17 protein-coding genes are annotated in these 20,116 nt (G+C 64.9%); 7 read left to right on the top strand and 10 right to left on the bottom strand.

All coding sequences use genetic code 11. The annotated features are described in order from the left end of the window. Nucleotides 1–24: 24 nt before the first annotated feature. The 3 genes from MHX64_RS05570 to MHX64_RS05560 form a co-directional block, all read right to left on the bottom strand. Nucleotides 25–216 (bottom strand): Trp family transcriptional regulator, encoded by a 192-nt coding sequence (locus MHX64_RS05570; protein ID WP_239356264.1) that lies wholly within the window; start codon nt 214–216, stop codon nt 25–27. A gap of 100 nt (nt 217–316) precedes the next feature. Next, nucleotides 317–634 (bottom strand): DNA methyltransferase, encoded by a 318-nt coding sequence (locus MHX64_RS05565; RefSeq protein WP_239356265.1) that lies wholly within the window; start codon nt 632–634, stop codon nt 317–319. Between the two features lie 29 nt (nt 635–663). Further along, entirely contained in the window at nt 664–1,887 is a 1,224-nt protein-coding gene (locus tag MHX64_RS05560) for a type IIL restriction-modification enzyme MmeI (protein WP_239356266.1), read from the bottom strand. 148 nt (nt 1,888–2,035) lie between these two features. Here MHX64_RS05560 and MHX64_RS05555 point away from each other — a divergent pair, with 148 nt between their 5' ends. Together MHX64_RS05555 and MHX64_RS05550 are read left to right on the top strand one after the other, a co-directional pair. Then, on the top strand, nt 2,036–2,611 hold the full coding sequence (locus MHX64_RS05555; protein ID WP_239356267.1) for an HD domain-containing protein: 576 nt from the start codon (nt 2,036–2,038) through the stop codon (nt 2,609–2,611). Nucleotides 2,612–2,621: 10 nt separating this feature from the next. Next, a complete protein-coding gene (locus MHX64_RS05550) occupies nt 2,622–4,067 on the top strand; it encodes an FAD/NAD(P)-binding protein (protein WP_239356268.1) in 1,446 nt (481 codons plus the stop codon). A 70-nt stretch (nt 4,068–4,137) separates the two neighbouring features. Here MHX64_RS05550 and MHX64_RS05545 read toward each other — a convergent pair whose 3' ends face one another. Continuing rightward, nucleotides 4,138–6,105, bottom strand: a complete 1,968-nt coding sequence (locus MHX64_RS05545) for a metallophosphoesterase family protein (protein WP_239356269.1) — start codon at nt 6,103–6,105, stop codon at nt 4,138–4,140. Nucleotides 6,106–6,241: 136 nt separating this feature from the next. Here MHX64_RS05545 and MHX64_RS05540 point away from each other — a divergent pair, with 136 nt between their 5' ends. After that, nucleotides 6,242–7,936: an alkaline phosphatase gene (locus MHX64_RS05540; protein WP_239356270.1), complete on the top strand. Its 1,695-nt coding sequence runs from the start codon at nt 6,242–6,244 to the stop codon at nt 7,934–7,936. 88 nt (nt 7,937–8,024) lie between these two features. Here MHX64_RS05540 and MHX64_RS05535 read toward each other — a convergent pair whose 3' ends face one another. The 3 genes from MHX64_RS05535 to MHX64_RS05520 all read right to left on the bottom strand — a co-directional run bounded on the left by MHX64_RS05535 (nt 8,025) and on the right by MHX64_RS05520 (nt 13,612). Further along, nucleotides 8,025–10,214 (bottom strand): YhgE/Pip domain-containing protein, encoded by a 2,190-nt coding sequence (locus MHX64_RS05535; protein ID WP_239356271.1) that lies wholly within the window; start codon nt 10,212–10,214, stop codon nt 8,025–8,027. Next, nucleotides 10,211–12,802 (bottom strand): YhgE/Pip domain-containing protein, encoded by a 2,592-nt coding sequence (locus MHX64_RS05530; RefSeq protein WP_239356273.1) that lies wholly within the window; start codon nt 12,800–12,802, stop codon nt 10,211–10,213. The genes MHX64_RS05535 and MHX64_RS05530 overlap by 4 nt, the downstream gene beginning before the upstream one ends. Before the next feature lie 156 nt (nt 12,803–12,958). Continuing rightward, nucleotides 12,959–13,612: an IclR family transcriptional regulator gene (locus MHX64_RS05520; protein WP_239356274.1), complete on the bottom strand. Its 654-nt coding sequence runs from the start codon at nt 13,610–13,612 to the stop codon at nt 12,959–12,961. A gap of 94 nt (nt 13,613–13,706) precedes the next feature. Between MHX64_RS05520 and leuC the strand changes: the two genes are divergently transcribed. Both leuC and leuD read left to right on the top strand, forming a co-directional pair. Then, nucleotides 13,707–15,128: a 3-isopropylmalate dehydratase large subunit gene (gene leuC / locus MHX64_RS05515; RefSeq protein WP_239356275.1), complete on the top strand. Its 1,422-nt coding sequence runs from the start codon at nt 13,707–13,709 to the stop codon at nt 15,126–15,128. Nucleotides 15,129–15,140: 12 nt separating this feature from the next. Then, a complete protein-coding gene (gene leuD, locus MHX64_RS05510) occupies nt 15,141–15,731 on the top strand; it encodes a 3-isopropylmalate dehydratase small subunit (RefSeq protein WP_239356276.1) in 591 nt (196 codons plus the stop codon). Between the two features lie 16 nt (nt 15,732–15,747). Here the strand turns inward: leuD and MHX64_RS05505 are convergent, their stop codons facing one another. Genes MHX64_RS05505 through MHX64_RS05495 form a run of 3 tightly spaced genes read right to left on the bottom strand, consistent with a single transcriptional unit; the run spans nt 15,748 to nt 17,717 of the window. After that, a complete protein-coding gene (locus tag MHX64_RS05505) occupies nt 15,748–16,209 on the bottom strand; it encodes a hypothetical protein (protein WP_239356277.1) in 462 nt (153 codons plus the stop codon). Nucleotides 16,210–16,214: 5 nt separating this feature from the next. Continuing rightward, nucleotides 16,215–16,679, bottom strand: coding sequence for a YbjN domain-containing protein (locus MHX64_RS05500; RefSeq protein ID WP_239356278.1), 465 nt, complete (start codon nt 16,677–16,679; stop codon nt 16,215–16,217). Between the two features lie 27 nt (nt 16,680–16,706). Next, nucleotides 16,707–17,717, bottom strand: coding sequence for a bifunctional NUDIX hydrolase/histidine phosphatase family protein (locus tag MHX64_RS05495; protein ID WP_239356279.1), 1,011 nt, complete (start codon nt 17,715–17,717; stop codon nt 16,707–16,709). Between the two features lie 91 nt (nt 17,718–17,808). Between MHX64_RS05495 and MHX64_RS05490 the strand changes: the two genes are divergently transcribed. Both MHX64_RS05490 and MHX64_RS05485 read left to right on the top strand, forming a co-directional pair. Then, nucleotides 17,809–18,807: an NAD(P)H-dependent glycerol-3-phosphate dehydrogenase gene (locus MHX64_RS05490; RefSeq protein WP_239356281.1), complete on the top strand. Its 999-nt coding sequence runs from the start codon at nt 17,809–17,811 to the stop codon at nt 18,805–18,807. Nucleotides 18,808–18,828: 21 nt separating this feature from the next. After that, nucleotides 18,829–19,869: a D-alanine--D-alanine ligase family protein gene (locus MHX64_RS05485; protein WP_370642079.1), complete on the top strand. Its 1,041-nt coding sequence runs from the start codon at nt 18,829–18,831 to the stop codon at nt 19,867–19,869. Nucleotides 19,870–20,116 lie beyond the last annotated feature (247 nt).

Below are 20,116 nucleotides of genomic sequence, written 5' to 3'. Positions count from 1 at the left end.
TGAAACTCCCTCTCAATCAGAGCCTCACACACAAACTTCCTGACACCCTCCATCATCCGTCAACGCCAACACCTGGTCGATAGTGCGAATCCCGAGGGATCGAAGCACCTGGTTCGACCGGGAAATCGCGCGGTGGGAGCATCCGAGCTGTTGTTCAATCTGGCGGTACGAACGCTGCTGCACAAGCAGCTTCATCACCGCCCGGTAATCCGTCATCAGCGGACTCCTTCCGGTAACCGGCTACACCCCTGTGGTGCAACCACCCGAAAGCATCACCCGCCACCGCCAACCCCGCTACCGGAAACCCACTGAACCGCTACCCGAAAGTCACCACACCGCTACCAACTAGCCGGTCGCAACATTCTGCATTGAGATCAACGCCGAAGAGATTGTTTTGGAGAATTTCTTTGTAGAAATTCTCGGTGTCAAAGAGCGTATTTAAAATCCCGCCAATACGACGATTCTCGGCGAGTAGAAAATCGAATACATGTACTAGGAACGCGCCTGATCCGCATGCAGGATCCAGAACTTGAATCTTTTGAAGCTCTCGTTGATATCGTGTATAGGCTTCTTTCTCCCGCAGTTCATAATTTTTATCAGTCAATTCGCTGTGGAGATTGACTTCCTGCTGCATTTTCGTCTCCAACCTGCGGAGATATTCCCCTAAGGTTTGGTCGACCATATAGCGGACAATGTAGTCGGGTGTGTAGAAAATGCCCTCTTTTTACGGCGAGTCACTCTGGGAATGTGCGAACTCCCGCTTACTTCAACCGTGGATTTGAGCTGTTCAATATCGCTGACCGATTGCTCGAAAATTTTCCCCAGAATCGTAACGCTCGAATCGTGGGAGTAATCAAATTCGCTGAGTTGGATCAGTGGGGCAAGTGCACTGTCTGAAATCAGAAGCGCATCTAATTCGGGATTCGCTTTGAAAAGACCACCGTTGTATCCATTGGGAATACCCAAGGCAGAGGTCCCTGAATCAATCCCTTTGAATAGAACTTTCAAGTTGTCCCAGAAGCTCAGCCCAATCGATGAACGTTCCGATTCTATCTTTACTCGCATCAAGGTGTCAGAAGGTAGCAAGCCTCGATCCTCGGCGAATGCTATAAAGACAATCCTGTCGATAATTGTTTGGGCGAACGTGATTGCACTCTGAGGGTTAGAGGCATATGCAGGATTGTCTTGGATTATGGCGTTAATAAGGGATTGTCGTGCCTCTGCGTATCTCGCATACAAGTCTTCTCCAATGGCTTCTTGCTCGATGCGGATATCCGTAAGGAGGCGCTCAGTGACCGCTTCGCCGGCCTTGGCCGTCAGCTGTGACGAGTGCATTAGGTAAAACCATGACTTGAAGCCGAAGTAATCATGCGCAGGATCGACCAAGTCATCGAGTGTCCAGGAGTTATAGTCAAGCTGATTGTCGTTGTAGATTCTAAACTCTTGGAAATTAGAAACCACCACAAAAGGGCAGGATCGATACTGGACCTTATACTTAAACCCCTGCTGGACCGGCGTTAAATTGCTTTCTCTTTTTTGAGGCCTGTCGAGAGAAACTGAAGCACCTTTGAGTTCGACAACCGCACTAACGTTGCGAGTCGGGCCATCGAAATACCCTAAAACTACGTCTGGATAATTCTGGGCCTCCGTGGTGGCTTTTGGCTCCAAAGAATATGGCTGCGCGGGTTTCTCTTCATAGCCAAGAATTCGAACGAAAAAATCTTGATTATAGGCTTGTTCCCGGCTGGTTTCTTTGTCTTGAAGCAAAGTTCCATGGTGGAGATCAGCGTGCCACTTCCGCACAATTTCTAGGAATGGTTCAATTTCCTCATTGCTGATGGTGGCTATCGCCTCTGATAATTTATTCCGGTCGAAGAGCTGGGCCAAGACGCTTCCTTAGGGGAAAACAATAGAGTCGAGTAAATACTAGCGTGGCCTTCAGGGGACTGGGTTGAAACGTTGTTTCGAATGTTAAAGATCATATGTCGGCGGCGCTCGTATCGTGTGAAGCGTTCTCGACAGAAAGGGGTCTGACATGACCAATACTCTCGTCGCGTCCCCGCGGCTTATCCAGGCAATTAACACCGCAGCGTGGGCGCACCGCGACCACGTGCGAAAAGGCACCGACATCCCGTATGTCTCTCACGTTGTCGGCGTGATGCACCTCGTTTCCCAGGTCACCGACGACGAGGACGTGCTCGTCGCGGCGCTGTTCCACGACATTTTGGAGGACGTGCCCGAGGAGTACAGTCCGCAACGCATGGCCGAGGAGTTCGGCGACCGGGTGGTGGAGCTGGTGCGCGGAGTGACCAAGGACAGCACGCTTTCCAGCTGGCAGGACCGCTCGGAGGCGTACTTGGCGCACTTGCGTGAGGCGGACGACGGCAGTGTGCTCATCTCCGCCGCCGACAAACTGCACAACCTGCTGTCCATCCACGCGGACCTCGATGCGCTCGGCGACGAGCTGTGGGGCCGCTTCAACTCCGGCAAGGAGCGACAGCTGTGGTGGTACCGATCCGTGGCGGACCTGGTGCAGGAACGGCTGCCCGGCAACCCGCTGGGAGAGGAGCTAGCCCGCCAGGTGGAGCTGCTGGAAGCACGCGGCGCATAAGCTGGGGCGCATGGTTAATTCGGTGATGAAAGTAGCGATTATCGGTTCCGGGCCGCGCGGTCTGTGGGCGTCAGAAGAGCTCATGGAACGGGCACGGGAGCGTGGCGCGGCTATCGACGTGACGGTGTTCGACGCCAAGCCGCTGGAAGAGTCCTCCGCGCCCGGTGCGTTTCGGGATTCGGTGCCGGAGGAGTTCATCCTCAACGCACCGAAGTCCATCGTGGAGACGAAACTCGGGCCGCTCGACCCGAACGATGAGCTTCCCGGGGACTTTCCCAGCCGCAGGCACGTCGGGGATCACCTCGATGCGTCTTGGCGTGCACTCGAGGAGAACCTGCCGCCGCGCTGCAGCCTCACGCACCGGGTGGCAAACATCGAGATGGTCGAGCCCACCGACGGCGGGGTAGACGTGCTCGGCGAGCACTACGACGAGGTCCTCATGGTCACCGGGCACGCCCATGACTGGCCCGGTTCGCTTGCGCACGCGGACCTCGGCGACTTCAAGGTGGTCGCCCCCGCCTATCCGGCATCGAACTTGGACGCGGTGGGCCCCGACGATGTCGCGTTGGTCCGCGGCGCCGCGCTGACATTCATTGACGTGGTGAAGTACGCGGACGCGAAAGTCTTCTACCCCGTGACCCGGTCGGGCCGTTTCATGGAGGTCAAGGCGTACTTCGAAGGCGAGGCGAAAAAGGAGGCGCAGCCGCACATCGAGGAGGCCTCGCAGAAGATCCTCGAGTGCGAAAGCCTCGACGAGCTGGAGAACATCCTCGCGGACTGCGCCACGGAGCTGCTCCGCATCGCCGGCGGCGAAGGCGGGAAAGACGACATCCGGAAAGTGTTGCACGGTGAAGACTTCACCGGGGACCCAGTGGCGGAGCTTCGCGCATCCGTTGCGGCGGCCCGAGGGGAGCGCCCGTGGACGCCGGCGCTTGCGGTGGCGCTTGCGTTCCGCGACACCTACGACGCGGTGATCAACCGCGCCTCCTACGGCGGCCGCCACACCCTGGGTGGGAAGGACTTCGACGCGTTCGTTTCCACAATGGAGCGCGTCGGCTTCGGCCCACCGGTGGAGTCTGCGCAGATCATGCTCGAGCTTCTCGACGAAGGCCGGATCCGCACTGAGCTCGTCGCCCGCGGTGAGGAGGACCTCCGCGACTTGGCCGAGGAGGTCGGCGCGACTGTCATCATCGACGCGGTGCAGGCACCTCCCGGGATTGTCGAGGGAACCCTGGTAGGCAACCTGGTGGAGGCCGGAATCGGACTGCGCTACGCAGACACGAATGCTCTGCACGTGAAGCCCGACGCCACGCTTGTGGGGCAGAAGCACCTCGCTGCTGCCGGCCGCATGAACGAAGGTCTGGTGCTCGGCCACGACACGCTGAAGCGCACCAAGCAACACGGCATTGATCGCTGGGCAGACCGTGTGAGCGCCGCTGCGGCGGAACGCAAGTAGCGGCTGCTGAAAAACACAGAACCCGCCGCGGCGATCCATCAGATCGCGTTGGCGGGTTGTTGGGCATGCGTTAGATGTTGAACTGCTTGCGGATGTCCTGAATCCACTGCGGGTGGACGTAGGACAGTGCCGCGAAGATCGCGCCCAGGACCGCGATCAGGATCGCCAACACGGTGAGGATGATGCCGCCGGTGCTGCTGCCGGACACACTGCCCGCGGCGTCCTTGCCTGCGCCCTGATCCTCAGCCGGCTCCTGCGGCTCAGCGTTCTTGGTGATGGTCTCGGTGACCGTGGTGGGCACCGTCTTGACCTTCTCCACGACCTTGGTCTCCGGGGCGGTCTGCGTCGACGTCTCGGTCACGGTGGCAGTGCCGACGGAGGTGACGGTGGTGACCTGCGGCTCAGCGTTCTTGGTGATGGTGGTCGGGACCTCAACCGTCTCGGTCTTCGTCACGGTCTCCTTCACCGTGGTCGGGACCTCCTTGGTCTTTTCCACGACCTTGGTTTCCGGCGAAGTCTGCGTGGACGTCTCCGTCACCGTTGCGGTGCCGACAGAGGTATTCGTGGTGGTGACCAGCTTCTCGGAGGTCTGCGTCGTCGTAACGGTCTCCGGCGCAGGCTTCTGTTCCGTGGTTGCCTGCTCAGAGGTCGGCTTCTGCTCAGAGGTCGGCTTTGTGGTCTCTTCCGGCTTTTCCTCCGGCTTCTCCGCGTCCTTCTTCTGCAGCGTGACCTGGTCCACCACGTACGGGGTGTTGATGTTGTAGGTGGTCAGCTTCAGCTCGGTCGGGGAGACGCTGATGTTGGTGTAGTCCGGGTTGTAATCCTGGCGCCAACGGGCGGTGGTGTCGTGCGCCAGGTCGCGGGCGCGCTCCTCGCGGACGTGCGGGTGGGTTTCGCCGAACTTGTCCTGGAAGTCGTAGTATTTGCCGCCGGTGGCGGTGGTGGAGGTGAGGTAGAGCACCTCGCCGTCCTCAGGGATGAGCACGTCGCCGGACTTCGCGGCGCCTTCCGGGATCACCGGATCGAAGCCGTTCATCAGGTGGGAGCGGGTGTAGATGTGATCGTGGCCGCTAAGCACCAGGTCCACGCCGGCTTCAGACAGCTTCGGCGTGAGCTGCTCGCGCAGACGCACCACGTCGGAGTCGGTGTAGTGGGTGCCCTGGGAGAACGGGGCCTGGTGGATGCCCACCATCACCCAGTCCGCGTCGGAGCCGTTGGAGGCGATTGCGTCGTTGACGAACTTCGCGTGCGCTTCGATGTCGGCGGCCTCTGAGCGGTTGCCGTCGAGGCCGATGAACAGCACGTTGTTGTAGTTGAAGAAGTAGTTGGCGCTTGCGCCCTCTTCATTGGGCAGGAAGTAGGTGTCCCGGAAATGGCTGTCCGGCGCGTAGGTTTCGTGGTTGCCTTTCAGCACCGCCAGGCGGTAGTGCTGCAGCGCCTCCGGAGCGGTGAACTCCTCGAGCTGCTTGACAGGTGCGCCCCAGCCCTCAGCCTGGTCACCCAGGTGCATGAGGAATGCGGAATCCGGGTGCTCGCCGGTGGCGACGTTGACCGCTTTGTTCCATGCTGCGGACTGCTCGGCGATCTTGGCGCCCACGCCGATCTGCGCGTCGGCCATGGCCAGGAAGTTCCAGGTGTCGGAATCGGTGCCGGTGGTGAAGGTGCGCTCCTCGCTCCAGCCGCGGTCATCGTTGCCAACGCGGTAGACGTACTCCGTGTCCGGCTCCAGGCCCGTCATCGTGGCCTCGTGCGGGTAGAAGATTGCCGCGTTGTAAGGGCCGCGCGGGGATTCGACGCTGGTGACGTCGCCAGGGTTATCTGCCGGCCAGTACTCCAGGTACTGCAGCTCGTTGGTCTTGGACTGCCATGCCAGGTTGGCCTCGGTGGCGTCGGAGCCGATGCCGAGCACGATGCGGCTGATCTTGGTGTTGACCGCGTCCGCAGCCACAGCGGTGGTCATCGGTGCGAACAGGGAGACAACGACGGCGGTGGCAACAGCGCTGCGGCGCAGGGGACGGTGGGTACGCAGGAGATTCATGTTTGCCCACTTAAATCACCCGCTTTTAACAGGCGGTTACAAGTAATCGGACACCTCGGTGAATTGAACATGAATTTCAGGTGACATCGGTCTGCTGTTCTTGCACCAGGTTTACAGCTGGTTGAAAGTTAGCTCCATGAGCTCAAAGTTCCGTGTCAATCGTCGTGTGTTCCTGCAAACTGTCGCAGCGGCAGCCGCCGCAACCGCCATCGGCACCGGCGGCGCCTACGCCGCACGGCGCGGCACGGTGTCCACTCCGGAAGAACCGGCCCCGGCAAGCGAGTGGGACCTGCCGTTCCTCCACGGCGTCGCATCCGGCGACCCGCTGCCGGACCGCGTGGTGTTGTGGACCCGCGTGACTCCGTCCCGCGAGGCGCTGCCGGGCTCCGGCCTGGGCGAGGACGTGAAGCTGGAGTGGCAGATCGACACCTCCGAGGACTTCACAAACCCGCAGACGGGCACGGTGACCACCTCGGCGGATTCGGACCACACCGTCCACGTCGACCCGGAGGGCCTGGAGCCGGCGACGGAGTACTTCTACCGCTTCGTCGTCACGAGCGGCGAGTTCGAGGGCGCGACCTCCCCGGTCGGCCGCACCCTCACGGCACCGAAGGCTGACGCGAGCGTGGACAACCTCAACCTGGCCATCGCGTCGTGCGCGAACTGGGAGTCCGGCTTTTTCGCCGCGTACGGCGACATGGCGCAGCGCGCCCGCGCCGGCGAGATCGACCACGTGGTGTTCCTCGGCGACTACATCTACGAGTACCCGACCGGCGAGTACGCCGGTAAAAGCGGTGTCGCGCGCATGCACCACCCAGAGTGGGAGATCACCACGCTGGAGGATTACCGCCAGCGCCACGGCCGCTACCGCACGGACCTCAACCTGCAGGCCGCGCACGCGGCGTGCCCGTGGATCGTCATTTGGGACGACCACGAGACGGCCAACAACAGCTGGTTCGAGGGCGCGGAAAACCACACCGACGGCCGCGTGGAGGGCGAGTGGCCGGAGCGCCTGGGCGCCGCGGTGCAGGCCTACTATGAGTGGCTGCCGGTGCGCGCGCAGTCGGCGGGCGAGGAGCAGCTGCTCTACCGCAGCTTCAAGTTCGGCGACCTGGCGCAGCTGACCATGATGGACCTGCGCACCTACCGCGACGCGGAGACCACCGGCGCGAACTTCGCCAACGACGACCGCACGATGCTGGGCAAGCAGCAGTTCGATTGGGTGGCGCAGCAGCTGCAGGAGTCCACCGCGCGCTGGGACGTGCTGGGCAACTCGGTGATGGTCTCGCCGATGCGTTTTGTCACCATCCCCGACAACGAAAAGGCCAACATCGCGGCCGGCTATATGAAGGAGCGCGCGACGGGCATTGCGGTGAACTCGGATCAGTGGGACGGCTACGCCGCGGAGCGCGACCGCCTGCTCACCATGTTGGACGAGCAAGAGTCGAACGCACTGTTCCTCACCGGCGATATTCACTCGGAGTGGGCGAACTCGATCGCCTCGCCGTCCGGCTTCGGCGAGATCGGCTGCGAGATGGTCACCACTTCCATCTCTGCGCCGAATGTGGACGAGATCCTGACCACCGCGTTCGGCACTTACCACAAGGAAGACAACTCCACCTCGCTGCTGGTGGAGAAGGTTATCCGGGACTACAACCCGTGGGTCAACCACATCGACTTTGACGCGCACGGCTACGGCATCGCCAGCATCCACTACGACTACGTGGACATGCTGTACTACCGCGTCTCGGACGTGGAGGACCCGGACGCCGCGGTCAGCCTCGGCACGAAGCGCCAGTGGCGCATCGGCGAGGGGTTCGTCGAAGCATAAGCTGCTTATCGACGACGGTCGCGAAATCTGGGTGGGCGGGCTGGTCACCGCGCGCGTGCGTGGCACCATCGAGCTGTAGGCGGGCGGCCTACGTCATCATCACCTTGGTCTGGGCGACCGCCTCGTCCATGCGGCCGATCGCGTGGTGCAGCCGGTGACGCAGCCAGAGGCCGAGGAAGAGGAAAGGCAGCACGAAGAGGACGAGGCAACCGAGGGCTCGCCAGAAGTCCCAGCCGTAGGTGCCGAAGACCGCGGCGCGCATAGCGCGGATCGAGTAGGTCGCGGGCAGCCAGGGGCTGATCGCCTGCGTCCAGCCCGGCAGCAGCTGCAGCGGGTAGGCTCCGCCCGCAGCCGAGACCTGGAGCACCAGGATGAGCACGCCCACGGCTTTGCCGGCGTTGCTCAGGGAGAGCACCAGCGTGTAGCAGATCAGGTGGAAGACCAGGCTCGAGACCCACCCCGCCATGTAGAGGAGGAAGGGGTGCGCGGGCTCGATGCCCACGTAGACGATGAGCCCCGCCATGAGGAGCGTGGATTGGGCCAGGCCGGTGGTCACGAACGTCAGGTAGCGGCCAAAGTACTTCTGGCCCGCGGTGAGGCGGTCGGGATCGACCACGTTCTGTTCGATGGAGCGATCGTCCGTGCGCACGGCCACCGACGTCAACAGGGCGCCCACCCACAGGGCGAGCACCGTGTAGAGCGGGGCCATGCCGGCGCCGAAGCTGACGCGGGGGAAGACCTCCTTGCGCTCCACCTTGACTGGGTCGACGAGGGCGTCGGCGAGCACTTCCGGGTGGCTGGAGACGAGGTCGGCCAGCTTCGTCAGGTCCCCGCTCGAGCGCGCCTGCGCGATCGACTGCTTCGCCTCCTGCATCCTCGCCGCGTTGGCGCGCAGAGATTCCGCCGTGCCGCGCAGGTTTGAACCGGAGGCTGCGAGGGTGTCGCGCAGCGAGCCGGGCCGGTTGGCCAGGGCAGAGGAGACGCCGTCCATGTCCGAGCGGGCCTTGTCGACGTTCGCGCGGACGTTGTCCAGCGAGCCCGACAGCGCCTCGAGGCGCGGGCGGATCCCGGTGTCGTAGGAATTCTTGGCCGAGTCCATCGCCGCGCGGGCCCGGGCGATCGAGTCCTTGATCTCCTGCCGGTCCGCGTTCTTCCCGTCCCGGCTGTCCTGCCCGGCGGTGAGGCGCGCGGCAGTGTCGTTGAGTCGGTCGCGCACGGCCGTCTGGCGGGCGATGGCGTCGTTGAGGTGGCCGACCACCGCGCGCACCCCCGGCTGGGCGTCGGGGGGAAGCGCCGGGGCGACTTGGCCGTTGATGGTGTCGCGCAGGGCCGTGTACTGCTTCACCTGGACATCGATGCGCGCGGCGATGTCCGTCAGGCTCGCGGCGGTGGCCTGGGAGGTGGCGGAGGAGTCCGCCAGCAGCTGGTCGACACGTTCGCTCACGGCGGCGAAGCTTACCGACGTCGCCCCCAGCGCCGCCGCAAGCGCCGCGCCGTCTCCGCCGAGGCTCGCCCCGGTGACCCCGAGGTCGACGGGTTGGACCTGCCCGAGAGAGTCGCCCAGCGCCCCGGAGATCCGCTCGGCGCTGTCGACGAGCGGCACGCTCGACTCTGTGAGCGAGGCGAGCGCGTCGACGGTGTTGGCGCTGGAGAGCAGCTGGTCGCGGGCGTTGGCGGTGCGGGTCGCGATGGAGTCGAGCGCCTGCTTGGTCTCCGCCTCGTTGAAGTAGTCCGAGGTCGTCTCGATCAACCCGAATGACACCTCGGAGAGGGCCCTGGTGAACGACGCGCTGATCTGGGCGCTGACGCCCTGCGTGCCGCTGGAGATGAGCAGCGGGGAGATGGGGTTCTTCTTCTCGTTGATGTAGAGGTCGATCCGGCTGGGTTCGGCGTCGTCGGCGTAGAAGGTGAACATGTCGTCGCTCAGCGTGGGAGGCAGGACGATGGCGGCGTAGTACTCGCCGGATTTCGCGCCCTCGATGGCGTCGTCGACGTCGGTGATGACCCAGTCCATCGAGTCGTCGCGGTAGAGCTGGGAGAGCACCATGTCGCCGACGTTGACGGCCAGCGGGGTGAGGTCGCTCGTGTGGCCGCGGTCGGTGTTGGCCACCGCGACCTCGAGGCGATCGGTGTTGCCGAATGGGTCCCACGCGGCCAGCACGTTGAACCAGGCGAAGAGGCAGGGGATGGCGATGAGGCCGACCATGACGATGCCCGCCATGACGTTGGTGTAGAGCCGGCGCAGGTCGTTGTAGGCGATGGAGAAGACGGTTCTCACTTGGTGTCCTCGCTTTCGGCGTCCGCGGGCCCGATGGTGACGCTGGTGCCGGCGGAGTCGTGGCGGTGGATCACGGCGTCGCGCAGCTCGGCCTCGCCGAGGCGTGAGACCTGTTCGGCGTCGACGAGGCTCTGCGTGAAGTACTCCACCGCGCCGAGGTAGAGGGTGACCAGCAGCGACCAGGCGACGACGATGGCCAGCATGATCGTCTTGTCGGTGGGCAGGAGCATGGTGAGCAGGGTGATGATGGCGATGCCGACAACGCCCACGACGATCCCGCCGAAGATGAGGGTGCGGTAGTTCTCCCGCAGCATCCGCGCCCGCTTCTCGACACCACCGCGGAACTCATCCCGGTCCGACAGGGCGGCCATGATGTCGGACGCGCGGTAGGGCGAGCCCATGACCTCCACCTTCTCGTTGGTGATCAGGTTCGTGCGCGCGAGCTGGCGGTTGAACAGGAGGTTGGCGTGCGAGGAGGTGAGTCGGAACAGCCACCCCAGGGCGAAGGCCGCGGCGGACATGGCGAGAAGCGCCGCCATGAAGCGGAGGTAGTGGTGGCCGTAGAACCCGGCAATGGTCTCGCGCATCGCGTCGATGCCGTAGCGGAAGGGGAGGAAGGGGTAGATGCGGCGGAAGAAGTCGGGCATGAGCTCGATGGGGTAGAGACCCGACGCGCCCGGGATCTGGATGACGACGAGGAAGACGGCGATGCCGCGGCCAATGTGGCCGAGCGCGGAGACGATGGAGTAGATGATCCCCGTGTAGGCGACCCCGATGGCGATTGCGGTGGCGAGAAAGGCCGTGACGGACTGCATCTGCACCCCGAAGGCCACGTTGCCGAGCGTCACCACGACGGCCTGGAGCACCGAGAGCGTGGCGAAGAGGAGGAAGCGGCCGAGGTAGGCCTGGCCGACGGTGAGGCGGCGGAAGCCCTCGGTGTCGACCTCGACGCGGAAGATGATCGTCAGCACGAACGCGCCGATCCACAGGGCCAGGTTGGTGAAGAAGGAGGCCATGGAGCTGCCGTAGTTCTCCGTGGGGAAGACGGCCTGCTGCTCGACGGTGACGGGCGAGGAGATGTACTCGCCGATCTTCGCGGAGTTGAGGTTCGTGACAGTGTTGAGGGCCTTCGAGTCGGAGGTGGCCAGGAGGGCGTTGATGTCGGACTGGGCGGAGCGGGCGCCGTCGGCAAGCGTGCCGAGGTTGCCCGAGACCTGGTCGAGGATGCCGAGGCTGGCCGCGAGCTGGTTGTCCACCCCGGCGAGCAGGGAGGTCGTTTCCTCGCGCAGGGCACGCTGGCTGCTCAGCGCGCCGCGCACGGACGCGACGCTGCCGGAGGCCTGCGCGAGCGAGGCGTTGATTGCGGGCACGGACTCGCCGAGCTGCGTGCTCGCGTCGCGCGCTGCGGCGTTGGAGTTGGCGGTTGCGGCCTCGAGGGAGTCGCCGAGCTCGCCTATCGACGCCAGCGCGGCGCCCGCGCTGCGGTCCACGTTGTTCAGGCCGTCGAGGACGGCGCGGGAGGCGGCGGTACGCTCCTCCAGCGCGCTGGCCGCGGCGTCGAGCTGAGCGCGGACCTCGGGCGATAGGGCCGCCCCAGCCGACATGGCGCGCAGCTGCGCGGCGGCGGATTCGCCCTGCTTGACCACGCCGTCGACCTCGCCGACGGCGGAGCGCACCCGCCCCTGGGCGGTGCCGAGCTGGCCCGTCGCCTCCGCGATGGAGGCGCTGGCGGAGGCGGCGCCGAGGCTGAGCGCGTTGGTGGACTCGGCGAGCGCGGTCGACGTGTCGGCGCTGAAACCGGCGGAGGACTTCTGCAGCTCGGCGATGATCCCCTCGGCCTCGCCGAGGGAGGAGTCCACGGACACGAGGGTGTCGTCGACGGAGCCGACGAGGGTGTTCAGCTCGGCGACGACCGGGCGTGCCCCGCTGATGCTCTGCTTCATCGTGGCCACCCGCCCCTGGGCGGCGTCGAGGTCGGCGGCGATCTGGCCGAAGCTCCCGGAGGCCTTGCCTCGGGCCTCCTCGGCGTTAGCGCGCGTCGCGAATCCTTTGTTGCGCAGCTCGGTCGCCGCGGCCTCGCCGACCTTCTTCTTGAAGGCCTCGGACACGGCCGTGTCGACGGCGGAGGCACCGGCGTCGGTGATCGAGGGGGCGACGCCGTTGCTCTTCTCGTTGACGTAGTACTCCAGCACCGGCTGCGTGTAGGTGCCGCTGACCAGGCTCAACAGGTCCTCGCTGAACTCGGGCGGGATGAGGAACATGGCATAGTAGTCGCCGCGCATGAGCCCGTCGCGGGCCTCGTCCTCGGGGAGGAACACCCATCCGATCTTGTCGTTGCCCTCGAGCTGCTCGGTGATCTGCTCGCCGACGTCGACCTCGCCGACGCGTTCGGCGGATGCGCCACGGTCGTTGTTGACCACCGCGATGCGGATGTTCTGGGTGTGGGCGTAGGGGTCCCAGAAGGCGTTGATGTTGAACCACGCGTAGAGCGCGGGGATGATGAGCACGCCGACGATGATGATGAAGGCCCGGGGAACGCGCAGCAGGCGACGAATGTCCCGTACAAGAATCTGCCCGCTCTTTCTCACGTGGCGAGCGTACCCTCAAATAGAACGTTAGGGGAAACGCCCCGGGTCTGGGCCAAACTCGAGTCCTTCAACTCCGGCGGCAGCGCCAAGGACCGCACAGCCCGCGCCCTCGTCGCCGACGCCCGTTGGCGCCCCCAGTGCCAGGCCGGAGCTCGGCTAGAGCTCGGCGCTCAACCGAGCGGTGGCGTCCTTGAGCGCGGCGCCCCACTGGGCTGCGGGGCTCGGTCCGAGCCGCTCGGCCGGGCCGGAAATAGACAGCACGGCCACCAGCGCACCGTCCGGTTGGAACACCGGCGTGGACACCGATGCGAGCCCGACTTCGCGCTCGGCCACGGATTCAGCGAAGCCGTCGTCACGGACTTGCTGCAGGTCAGCGGCGTCGAAAGGCGCGTCGACGGGGGCAAAAGCCGCGAACACGCGGGCGGCGGAGCCGGCGGATAAGGTCAGGTGGGAGCCGACCGGGACCACGTTGTGCAGTCCGCTTTCGGGTTCCGCGGCGGCGATGCAGGTGCGCGTGGTGCCGGTGAGCTGGTAGAGCTGGGCGGACTCGCCAGTGGTCTCGACGAGATCTCGAAGCACCGGGGCCGCGGCCGCGAGCAGTCTCGGCGACGGCCCACCGGTGTAGCTGGGCAACGCGGGCCCAAGCGACCATTCGCCGCGTTCGTTGCGGGCGAGCACATGGTGCACCTCGAGTGCCGTGGCGATGCGGTGTGCGGTGGCCCGGGGCAGCTCGGTGGCGTCGCTGAGCTCTGCGAGCGATTTGTCGCCGCTGGCTACGGCCGCCACGATGGCGACTGCGCGGTCGAGCACTTTGATGCCTGATCCTTCGTTATACTGTCTCACAGTTCGAATCCTATCATCTCATTATGTGGGAAGGTGGGGAGGAAACGCGAAGGAGTTTGCTATGGCGGATACACCGTTGACGTTGGCGGAGAAGGTGTGGCGCGACCACGTGGTCAAGCAGGGCGAAAACGGCGAGCCCGACCTCATCTTCATCGATTTCCAGCTTCTGCACGAGGTCACCTCGCCGCAGGCGTTCGAGGGGCTGCGCTTGGCCGGGCGCACGATGCGCCACCCGGAGCTGCACCTGGCCACCGAGGACCACAACGTGCCCACCGAGGGGATCGTCTCCGGCCAACTGCTCGAGATCGCGGAGCCGACCTCGCGCACCCAGATTGCCACGCTGCGCAAAAACTGCGAGGAGTTCGGCGTAACCCTGCACCCGATGGGCGACGTCAAGCAGGGCATCGTGCACACCGTCGGCCCGCAGCTGGGCATCACTCAGCCGGGCATGACCATCGTCTGCGGCGACTCGCACACCTCCACCCACGGCGCGTTCGGCTCGATTGCCATGGGCATCGGCACCTCCGAGGTGGAGCACGTCATGGCCACCCAGACCCTGCCGCTGAAACCGTTTAAGACCATGGCCGTCGAGGTCACCGGCGAGCTGCAGGAGGGCGTGACCGCGAAGGACCTGATCCTGGCCATCATCGCCAAGATCGGCACCGGCGGCGGCCAGGGCCACATCATCGAGTACCGCGGCGAAGCCATCGAGAAGATGTCCATGGAAGCGCGTATGACCATCTGCAACATGTCCATCGAAGCGGGCGCACGCGCCGGCATGGTCGCACCCGACCAGAAGACCTTCGATTACGTCGAAGGCCGCGAGTACGCCCCAAAGGGCGCGGACTGGGACGCGGCAGTGAAGTACTGGAAGACGCTGCCCACCGACGAGGGCGCGAAGTTCGACACCGTGGTGGAGATCGACGGTGCGTCGCTGACTCCGTTTGTCACCTGGGGTACCAACCCCGGCCAGGGCCTGCCGCTGGGCGAGAACGTGCCGGACCCGGGGGACTTCACCGACGAGACCTCCAAGCAGGCCGCCGCCAAGGCACTGAACTACATGGACCTGACCCCGGGCACGCCGCTGCGCGACATCGCCATCGACACCGTGTTTTTAGGCTCGTGCACTAACGCCCGCATCGAGGACCTGCGCGCCGCCGCCGAGGTGGTCAAGGGCCGCACCATCGCGGCAAACACCCGCATGCTGGTGGTGCCCAGCTCCACGCTGGTCAAGCAGCAGGCGGAGGAGGAAGGCCTGGACAAGGTCTTCACGGACTTCGGCGCTGAGTGGCGCACTGCCGGGTGCTCGATGTGCCTGGGCATGAACCCGGATCAACTGAAACCGGGGGAGCGGAGTGCGTCGACAAGCAACCGCAACTTCGAGGGACGGCAGGGCCCCGGCGGGCGCACCCACCTTGTCTCCCCGCTGGTCGCCGCGGCGACCGCTGTCACCGGCCACCTTGCTAGCCCCGCAGACCTGTAAAGGAGCACTCAGATGGAGAAATTCACCACCCACACCGGTGTCGCCGTGCCGCTGACGCGCTCGAACGTGGACACCGACCAGATCATTCCGGCGCGCTACCTCAAGCGCGTCTCCCGCACCGGCTTCGAAGACGGCCTGTTTTCCAACTGGCGCGAAAACGAGCCCGGGTTCGTGCTCAACCAGGACGCCTACGCCAACGGCTCCGTGTTGTTCGCCGGGCCTGACTTCGGCACCGGCTCCTCGCGCGAGCACGCTGTGTGGGCGCTGATGGACTACGGCTTCCGCGCCGTGTTCAGCCCGCGTTTCGCCGACATCTTCCGCGGCAACTCCGGCAAGGCCGGGCTGTTGGCCGCGAACCTGCCGGAAAGCGACATCGAGCTGATCTGGAAACACTTAGAGCAGCACCCGGGCGAGACCGCCACCGTGTCGCTGGAGGACCGCACGGTCACCGTCGGCGACAACACGTTCGTCTTCGAGGTGGACGACTACACCCGCTGGCGCCTCATGGAGGGCCTCGATGACATCGGGCTGACGCTGCGCGACGAAGACACCATTGAGGCCTTCGAAGCGAAACGGCCGTCGTTCAAGCCGGCCGTGCGATAAGCGCTAGTGGTAAGCGCTAGTCCTGCGCCGCTTCCTCGTCGAGGCGCTGGGTGACCTCCGGCGCGAACTCGGTGAGGAAGTCGCGCGAGGCGGCCACCACGCCCTGGATGCCGGTGAGGATGTGGGACTCGAACTGGTTGTCCGTGTACTCCCAGTGGCCGGGCAGGCTGTAGGCCACGCCGAGGGCAGTCACCCCGCGCTCTTCGTCCTTGAGGGCGGTGACGGTGGGGTAGGCCTTGGTGTAGTTGTACTGCTCGGCCCAGTTGCGGATGTCCTCGTAGCGGTCCGCGCCTATGGAGTCCACCGCGACCGAAGAAATCACGTTGATGTTCGGGGCGATGTGCGCGATTTCCAGGCCGATGCGGGCAAAGCCGGTGCGGATGGCAAACTCGCTTGCCTCATCAAACTGCCAGCCCTGCTTGGAAAAGACGTCCTTGACGCGCTGGATGGACAGGGGCTTCAAAGTGTCGTTGCTCATCGTTATTACGCCTCCTTAGCGCCGTCGTTGAAGGATTCTTCGAGGCCCGGGAAGGTTTCGCGCAGCTGGCCGGCCACGTGGTGGATGGCGGAGAAGAAGTACTCGCACATCTCGCGCAGCTGCGTATCCGCGAAGCCGTCGCCGGAGAAGAATGGCGCCTCCATGATCGCGATGGCGGTGCCGTCTTCGCGCTGCACCGGGTGCACGCGCACCAGCGGCAGGGTGCGGTTCATCACGTTCGCGAACTCGCGAAGCTTCTCGACGTCCTCCGGTTGATCCACAACCGCCATCCACCTGGACGTGGCCTTAAAGCCCTCGCGTTCGACCTCGAAGAAGACCACCAGGCCCGGAAACGCGGTGCGGACCTCGCCGCCGTCTTCGCGGAAGTACTTCAGATCCATGCCTTCCAGCGTGGACGCGATGCGTTCCTGCGTCACCGGCGGGAAAGCGGTGGGGGTGGGAGAAGTCATAAGAAAAATCCGTTCCTTTCTTTCTAGCTAGAGCACCGGCAGTGCGGACGGGACGTAGTCGGCCCCGGTGAGTTGGCCGTCGTGGAAGCTCAAGACCCACACGGAGCCCTTCTTCGCGTGAATCTCCGTGTCGATAGGTAGGGTGCCTTGCGCAGACAGCCAGGCGATCATGCCGGGGATGACATCGCCCTGGGCGCAGACCACAGAGGTGCCGCCCTGCTCGATCACCTCGGTGAAGGCGCGCTGCGCGCCGACCATGTCGGACAGCCAGGCCTCGTTGCCGAAGCGTGGGTCGACGGCCACGTCGATGCCCAGCTCGTCCGCAAGCGGGGCGACAGTGGTCTGGCAGCGCTCGGGCTCGGCGGAGTAGATCCGCTCCGGGGAAAACGCGCTGAGCAGCGGGACCAGCATCTCCGACTGGCGGCGGCCCTTCTTGTCCAGCGGGCGCAGGTTGTCGTCGCCGGACCACTTCTCGCGCTCGTGGGCGCGGGCGTGGCGCACGTAGAGCACGCGCGCGTCCGCCGGGGTGCCGAAACGCTTCTGGGCCTTGCGCAGCACCTGGCGGTCCAGGTCGTAGGTCATCAGCTCGCAGGCATCGTCGATAGGCAGCCAGCGGATCTCGTCCACCTCGTCGTTGGGCTCGAACTCGCCGCCGGTGACCTCGCCCGTCCAGTAGTAGACCACCTTCGTGGTCTTCTTCACCGGGTAGACGGTCTTGCCCAAAAGCTTGCCCAGGCGCACGTCGAAGCCGGTTTCTTCCTTGATCTCGCGCACTGCGGTCTGCACCAGGGACTCGTCCGGGTCCAGCTTGCCCTTGGCCAAAGACCAGTCGTCGTAGTGCGGGCGGTGGATGCACGCCACCTCCAGCGAGTCAGAGTTTTTCAGGTCGCCGCGCCACAGCACCGCGCCGGCGGCAAGCGTGGTGCGCTTGAACTCGCTTTGCGGGTGGTTGGGGATTTCCTGCAGGCGCCCGGTGAGGAACATCTCGCCGCGCGTGTCCTTGTCCTGCTCGTGCAGTTGGCGGTCGTCATTTGGCATACGTTCCATTGTGTCGCAGACTCGGCGGGCGCGCTACGTGCGGGAGGGGTGGTACGTTGTAGCGGTTGAAAAACGCTGGGAGGACGCACTGATGGTCAACGTGGCAGTATTGGGCGCCGGTTCCTGGGGGACCACCCTTGCCAAGGTGTTCGCGGACGCGGGCAACCCCGTGAGCCTGTGGGCGCGGCGCGAGGAGCTCGCCCGCACAATCCAGGACACGCGGGAAAACCCCGAGTACCTGCCCGGCATCGAGCTGCCCGCGGCGATCCAGGCCACCTCCAACGCCGCCGAGGCGCTGGACAACGCGGCGATCGCGGTGTTCGGCGTGCCCAGCCAGACCATGCGCGACAACCTCACCCGCTGGGCGCCGCACCTGCCTGGCGACGCCACCCTGGTCTCCATCTCCAAAGGCGTCGAATCCGGCACGCACATGCGCATGAGCGAAATCATCGCGGAAGTCACCGGGGTAGAAAGCGAGCGTATCGCGGTGCTGTCCGGGCCGAACCTCTCGCGCGAGGTCGCCGAGGAACAGCCGGCCGCGACCGTGATCGCCTGCGCCGACGAAAACCGCGCCAAGCTCGTCCAGGCCGCGTGCGCCACCAACTACCTGCGCCCGTACACCAACACCGACGTGGTGGGCTGCGAGATCGGCGGCGCCACCAAGAACGTCATCGCGCTCGCCTGCGGCATGGCGGCCGGGCAAGGCTTGGGCGACAACACCCAGGCCACCCTGATCACCCGCGGCCTGGCGGAAATCACCCGCCTTGGCGCGGCGCTCGGGGCGGACGCCCGCACATTCGCTGGCCTTGCCGGTATGGGCGACCTGGTGGCCACCTGCGCCTCCCCGCTGTCGCGCAACCGCACCTTCGGAGCCGCGCTCGGCGAAGGCGCGAGCATGGACGAGGCCCGCGCCGCCACCAAGGGCCAGGTCGCGGAGGGCGTGGTGTCCTCGCGCAGCATCTTCCAGCTCGCCGAAGAGCACTCCGTGGAGATGCCGATCACCCAGGGCGTGTACTCGGTGTGCCACGAAGGCATGAAAGTCGCCGACGTGATTGCCGCCCTGATGGGTCGCAGCAAGAAAGCGGAGTAGCGCCCGGTAGGCTAGCTCCCCGTGATCCGCATAGCTGTTTTGTACGGTGGCATGTCCACCGAGCACTCGATTTCCTGCATTTCCGCCGACTCGGTCATGTCCCACATGCCCGCGGACTACGAGGTGTTTCCCATCGGCATCACGCAGGACGGTGTCTGGGTTGAGGGTGTGACGAATCCGGCGGAGGGGGCGGAGCTTCCCGTCGTCAAGCATGGGCGCGAAGTTGCGCTCTCTTTGAACCCGCAGCGCAAGGGATTGCTTTACGACGTCACCTCCGGCGAGCCCATCACCACCATCGACGCCGTCTTCCCGGTGCTCCACGGCAAGTACGGCGAGGACGGCACAGTCCAAGGCCTGCTCGAGATGGCCGGGGTGCCGTATGTGGGCCCGGGTGTGTTGGCGTCGGCGTGCGGGATGGACAAGGAGTACACCAAAAAGCTCGTTTCCGCGGTTGGCATCCCGGTCACGCGCGAGGTGATCCTGGACGGCGCGCGCGAGCTCACCGAGGCGGAGCGTTCGCACCTGGGGCTGCCGGTGTTTGTGAAGCCGGCCAACGGCGGTTCGTCGATCGGCGTGTCCAAGGTGACCAGCTGGGAGGCGCTGCCGGCCGCGGTGTCGCTGGCGCTCGAGTCCGACGGCAAAGTCATCGTCGAGGCCGAGCTAGTCGGCGACGAGGTGGAAGTCGGCGTGCTCGAGCGCCCCGACGGCACCATCGCCGCGTCCGTGCCCGCCAAGCTCAACGGCACCGAGGACTCCGCGGAGGGCTTCTACGGCTTTGAGACCAAGTACCTCGAAGAAGGTGTGACCGCCACCATCCCGGCGCCGTACTCGGACGAGCTGATCGCCCAGCTGCAGGACATGGCGGTGACCTGCTTTAGGGCACTGGACTGCAAGTCGCTGGCGCGCGTGGACTTCTTCGTCACCGAGAACGGGCCGGTGCTCAACGAAATCAACACCATGCCCGGCTTCACCGCCATCTCCATGTACCCGCAGGTGTGGGCCGCCACGGGCGTGGACTACCCGGAGCTGCTGGACACGCTGATCCGCACCGCGCTGCGGTAGGGGTTCGTGGCGCGGCGCGCTGGGCCGCCGTAGCGCGCCGCGCAGCCCAGCCCGCCCGCGGACACGGCCCAAACCGCCGCCGTGGAGCCAAATCCAGCTACAAGGATCCAGCTAATCGGCTCTGGGGGGGATGCGGACAAATTCTTGGAGTGCATTTGGGGGACTTTGTCTCGTTGTTATGCACTCAGTGCTTGTCGGTGTTCGGCGATGGTGGTGTAGCCGTCGCCGAGTGTCGACTTCAATCGTC

This window comes from Corynebacterium sp. ACRPZ, from assembly GCF_022346205.1.
Taxonomy (GTDB): domain Bacteria; phylum Actinomycetota; class Actinomycetes; order Mycobacteriales; family Mycobacteriaceae; genus Corynebacterium; species Corynebacterium lehmanniae.
Note: the sequence above shows the minus strand (reverse complement) of the source record. Positions and strands in the feature narration are given on the sequence as shown.

What these genes read in the sequence shown, in the direction of transcription:
- MHX64_RS05565 (WP_239356265.1), bottom strand. Translation starts at nt 634, where the DNA reads ATGCAGCAGGAAGTCAATCTCCACAGCGAATTGACTGATAAAAATTAT.
- MHX64_RS05540 (WP_239356270.1), top strand. Translation starts at nt 6,242, where the DNA reads ATGAGCTCAAAGTTCCGTGTCAATCGTCGTGTGTTCCTGCAAACTGTC.
- MHX64_RS05570 (WP_239356264.1), bottom strand. Translation starts at nt 216, where the DNA reads ATGACGGATTACCGGGCGGTGATGAAGCTGCTTGTGCAGCAGCGTTCG.
- MHX64_RS05505 (WP_239356277.1), bottom strand. Translation starts at nt 16,209, where the DNA reads ATGAGCAACGACACTTTGAAGCCCCTGTCCATCCAGCGCGTCAAGGAC.
- MHX64_RS05550 (WP_239356268.1), top strand. Translation starts at nt 2,622, where the DNA reads ATGGTTAATTCGGTGATGAAAGTAGCGATTATCGGTTCCGGGCCGCGC.
- leuC (WP_239356275.1), top strand. Translation starts at nt 13,707, where the DNA reads ATGGCGGATACACCGTTGACGTTGGCGGAGAAGGTGTGGCGCGACCAC.
- MHX64_RS05555 (WP_239356267.1), top strand. Translation starts at nt 2,036, where the DNA reads ATGACCAATACTCTCGTCGCGTCCCCGCGGCTTATCCAGGCAATTAAC.
- leuD (WP_239356276.1), top strand. Translation starts at nt 15,141, where the DNA reads ATGGAGAAATTCACCACCCACACCGGTGTCGCCGTGCCGCTGACGCGC.
- MHX64_RS05500 (WP_239356278.1), bottom strand. Translation starts at nt 16,679, where the DNA reads ATGACTTCTCCCACCCCCACCGCTTTCCCGCCGGTGACGCAGGAACGC.
- MHX64_RS05495 (WP_239356279.1), bottom strand. Translation starts at nt 17,717, where the DNA reads ATGCCAAATGACGACCGCCAACTGCACGAGCAGGACAAGGACACGCGC.
- MHX64_RS05545 (WP_239356269.1), bottom strand. Translation starts at nt 6,105, where the DNA reads ATGAATCTCCTGCGTACCCACCGTCCCCTGCGCCGCAGCGCTGTTGCC.
- MHX64_RS05490 (WP_239356281.1), top strand. Translation starts at nt 17,809, where the DNA reads ATGGTCAACGTGGCAGTATTGGGCGCCGGTTCCTGGGGGACCACCCTT.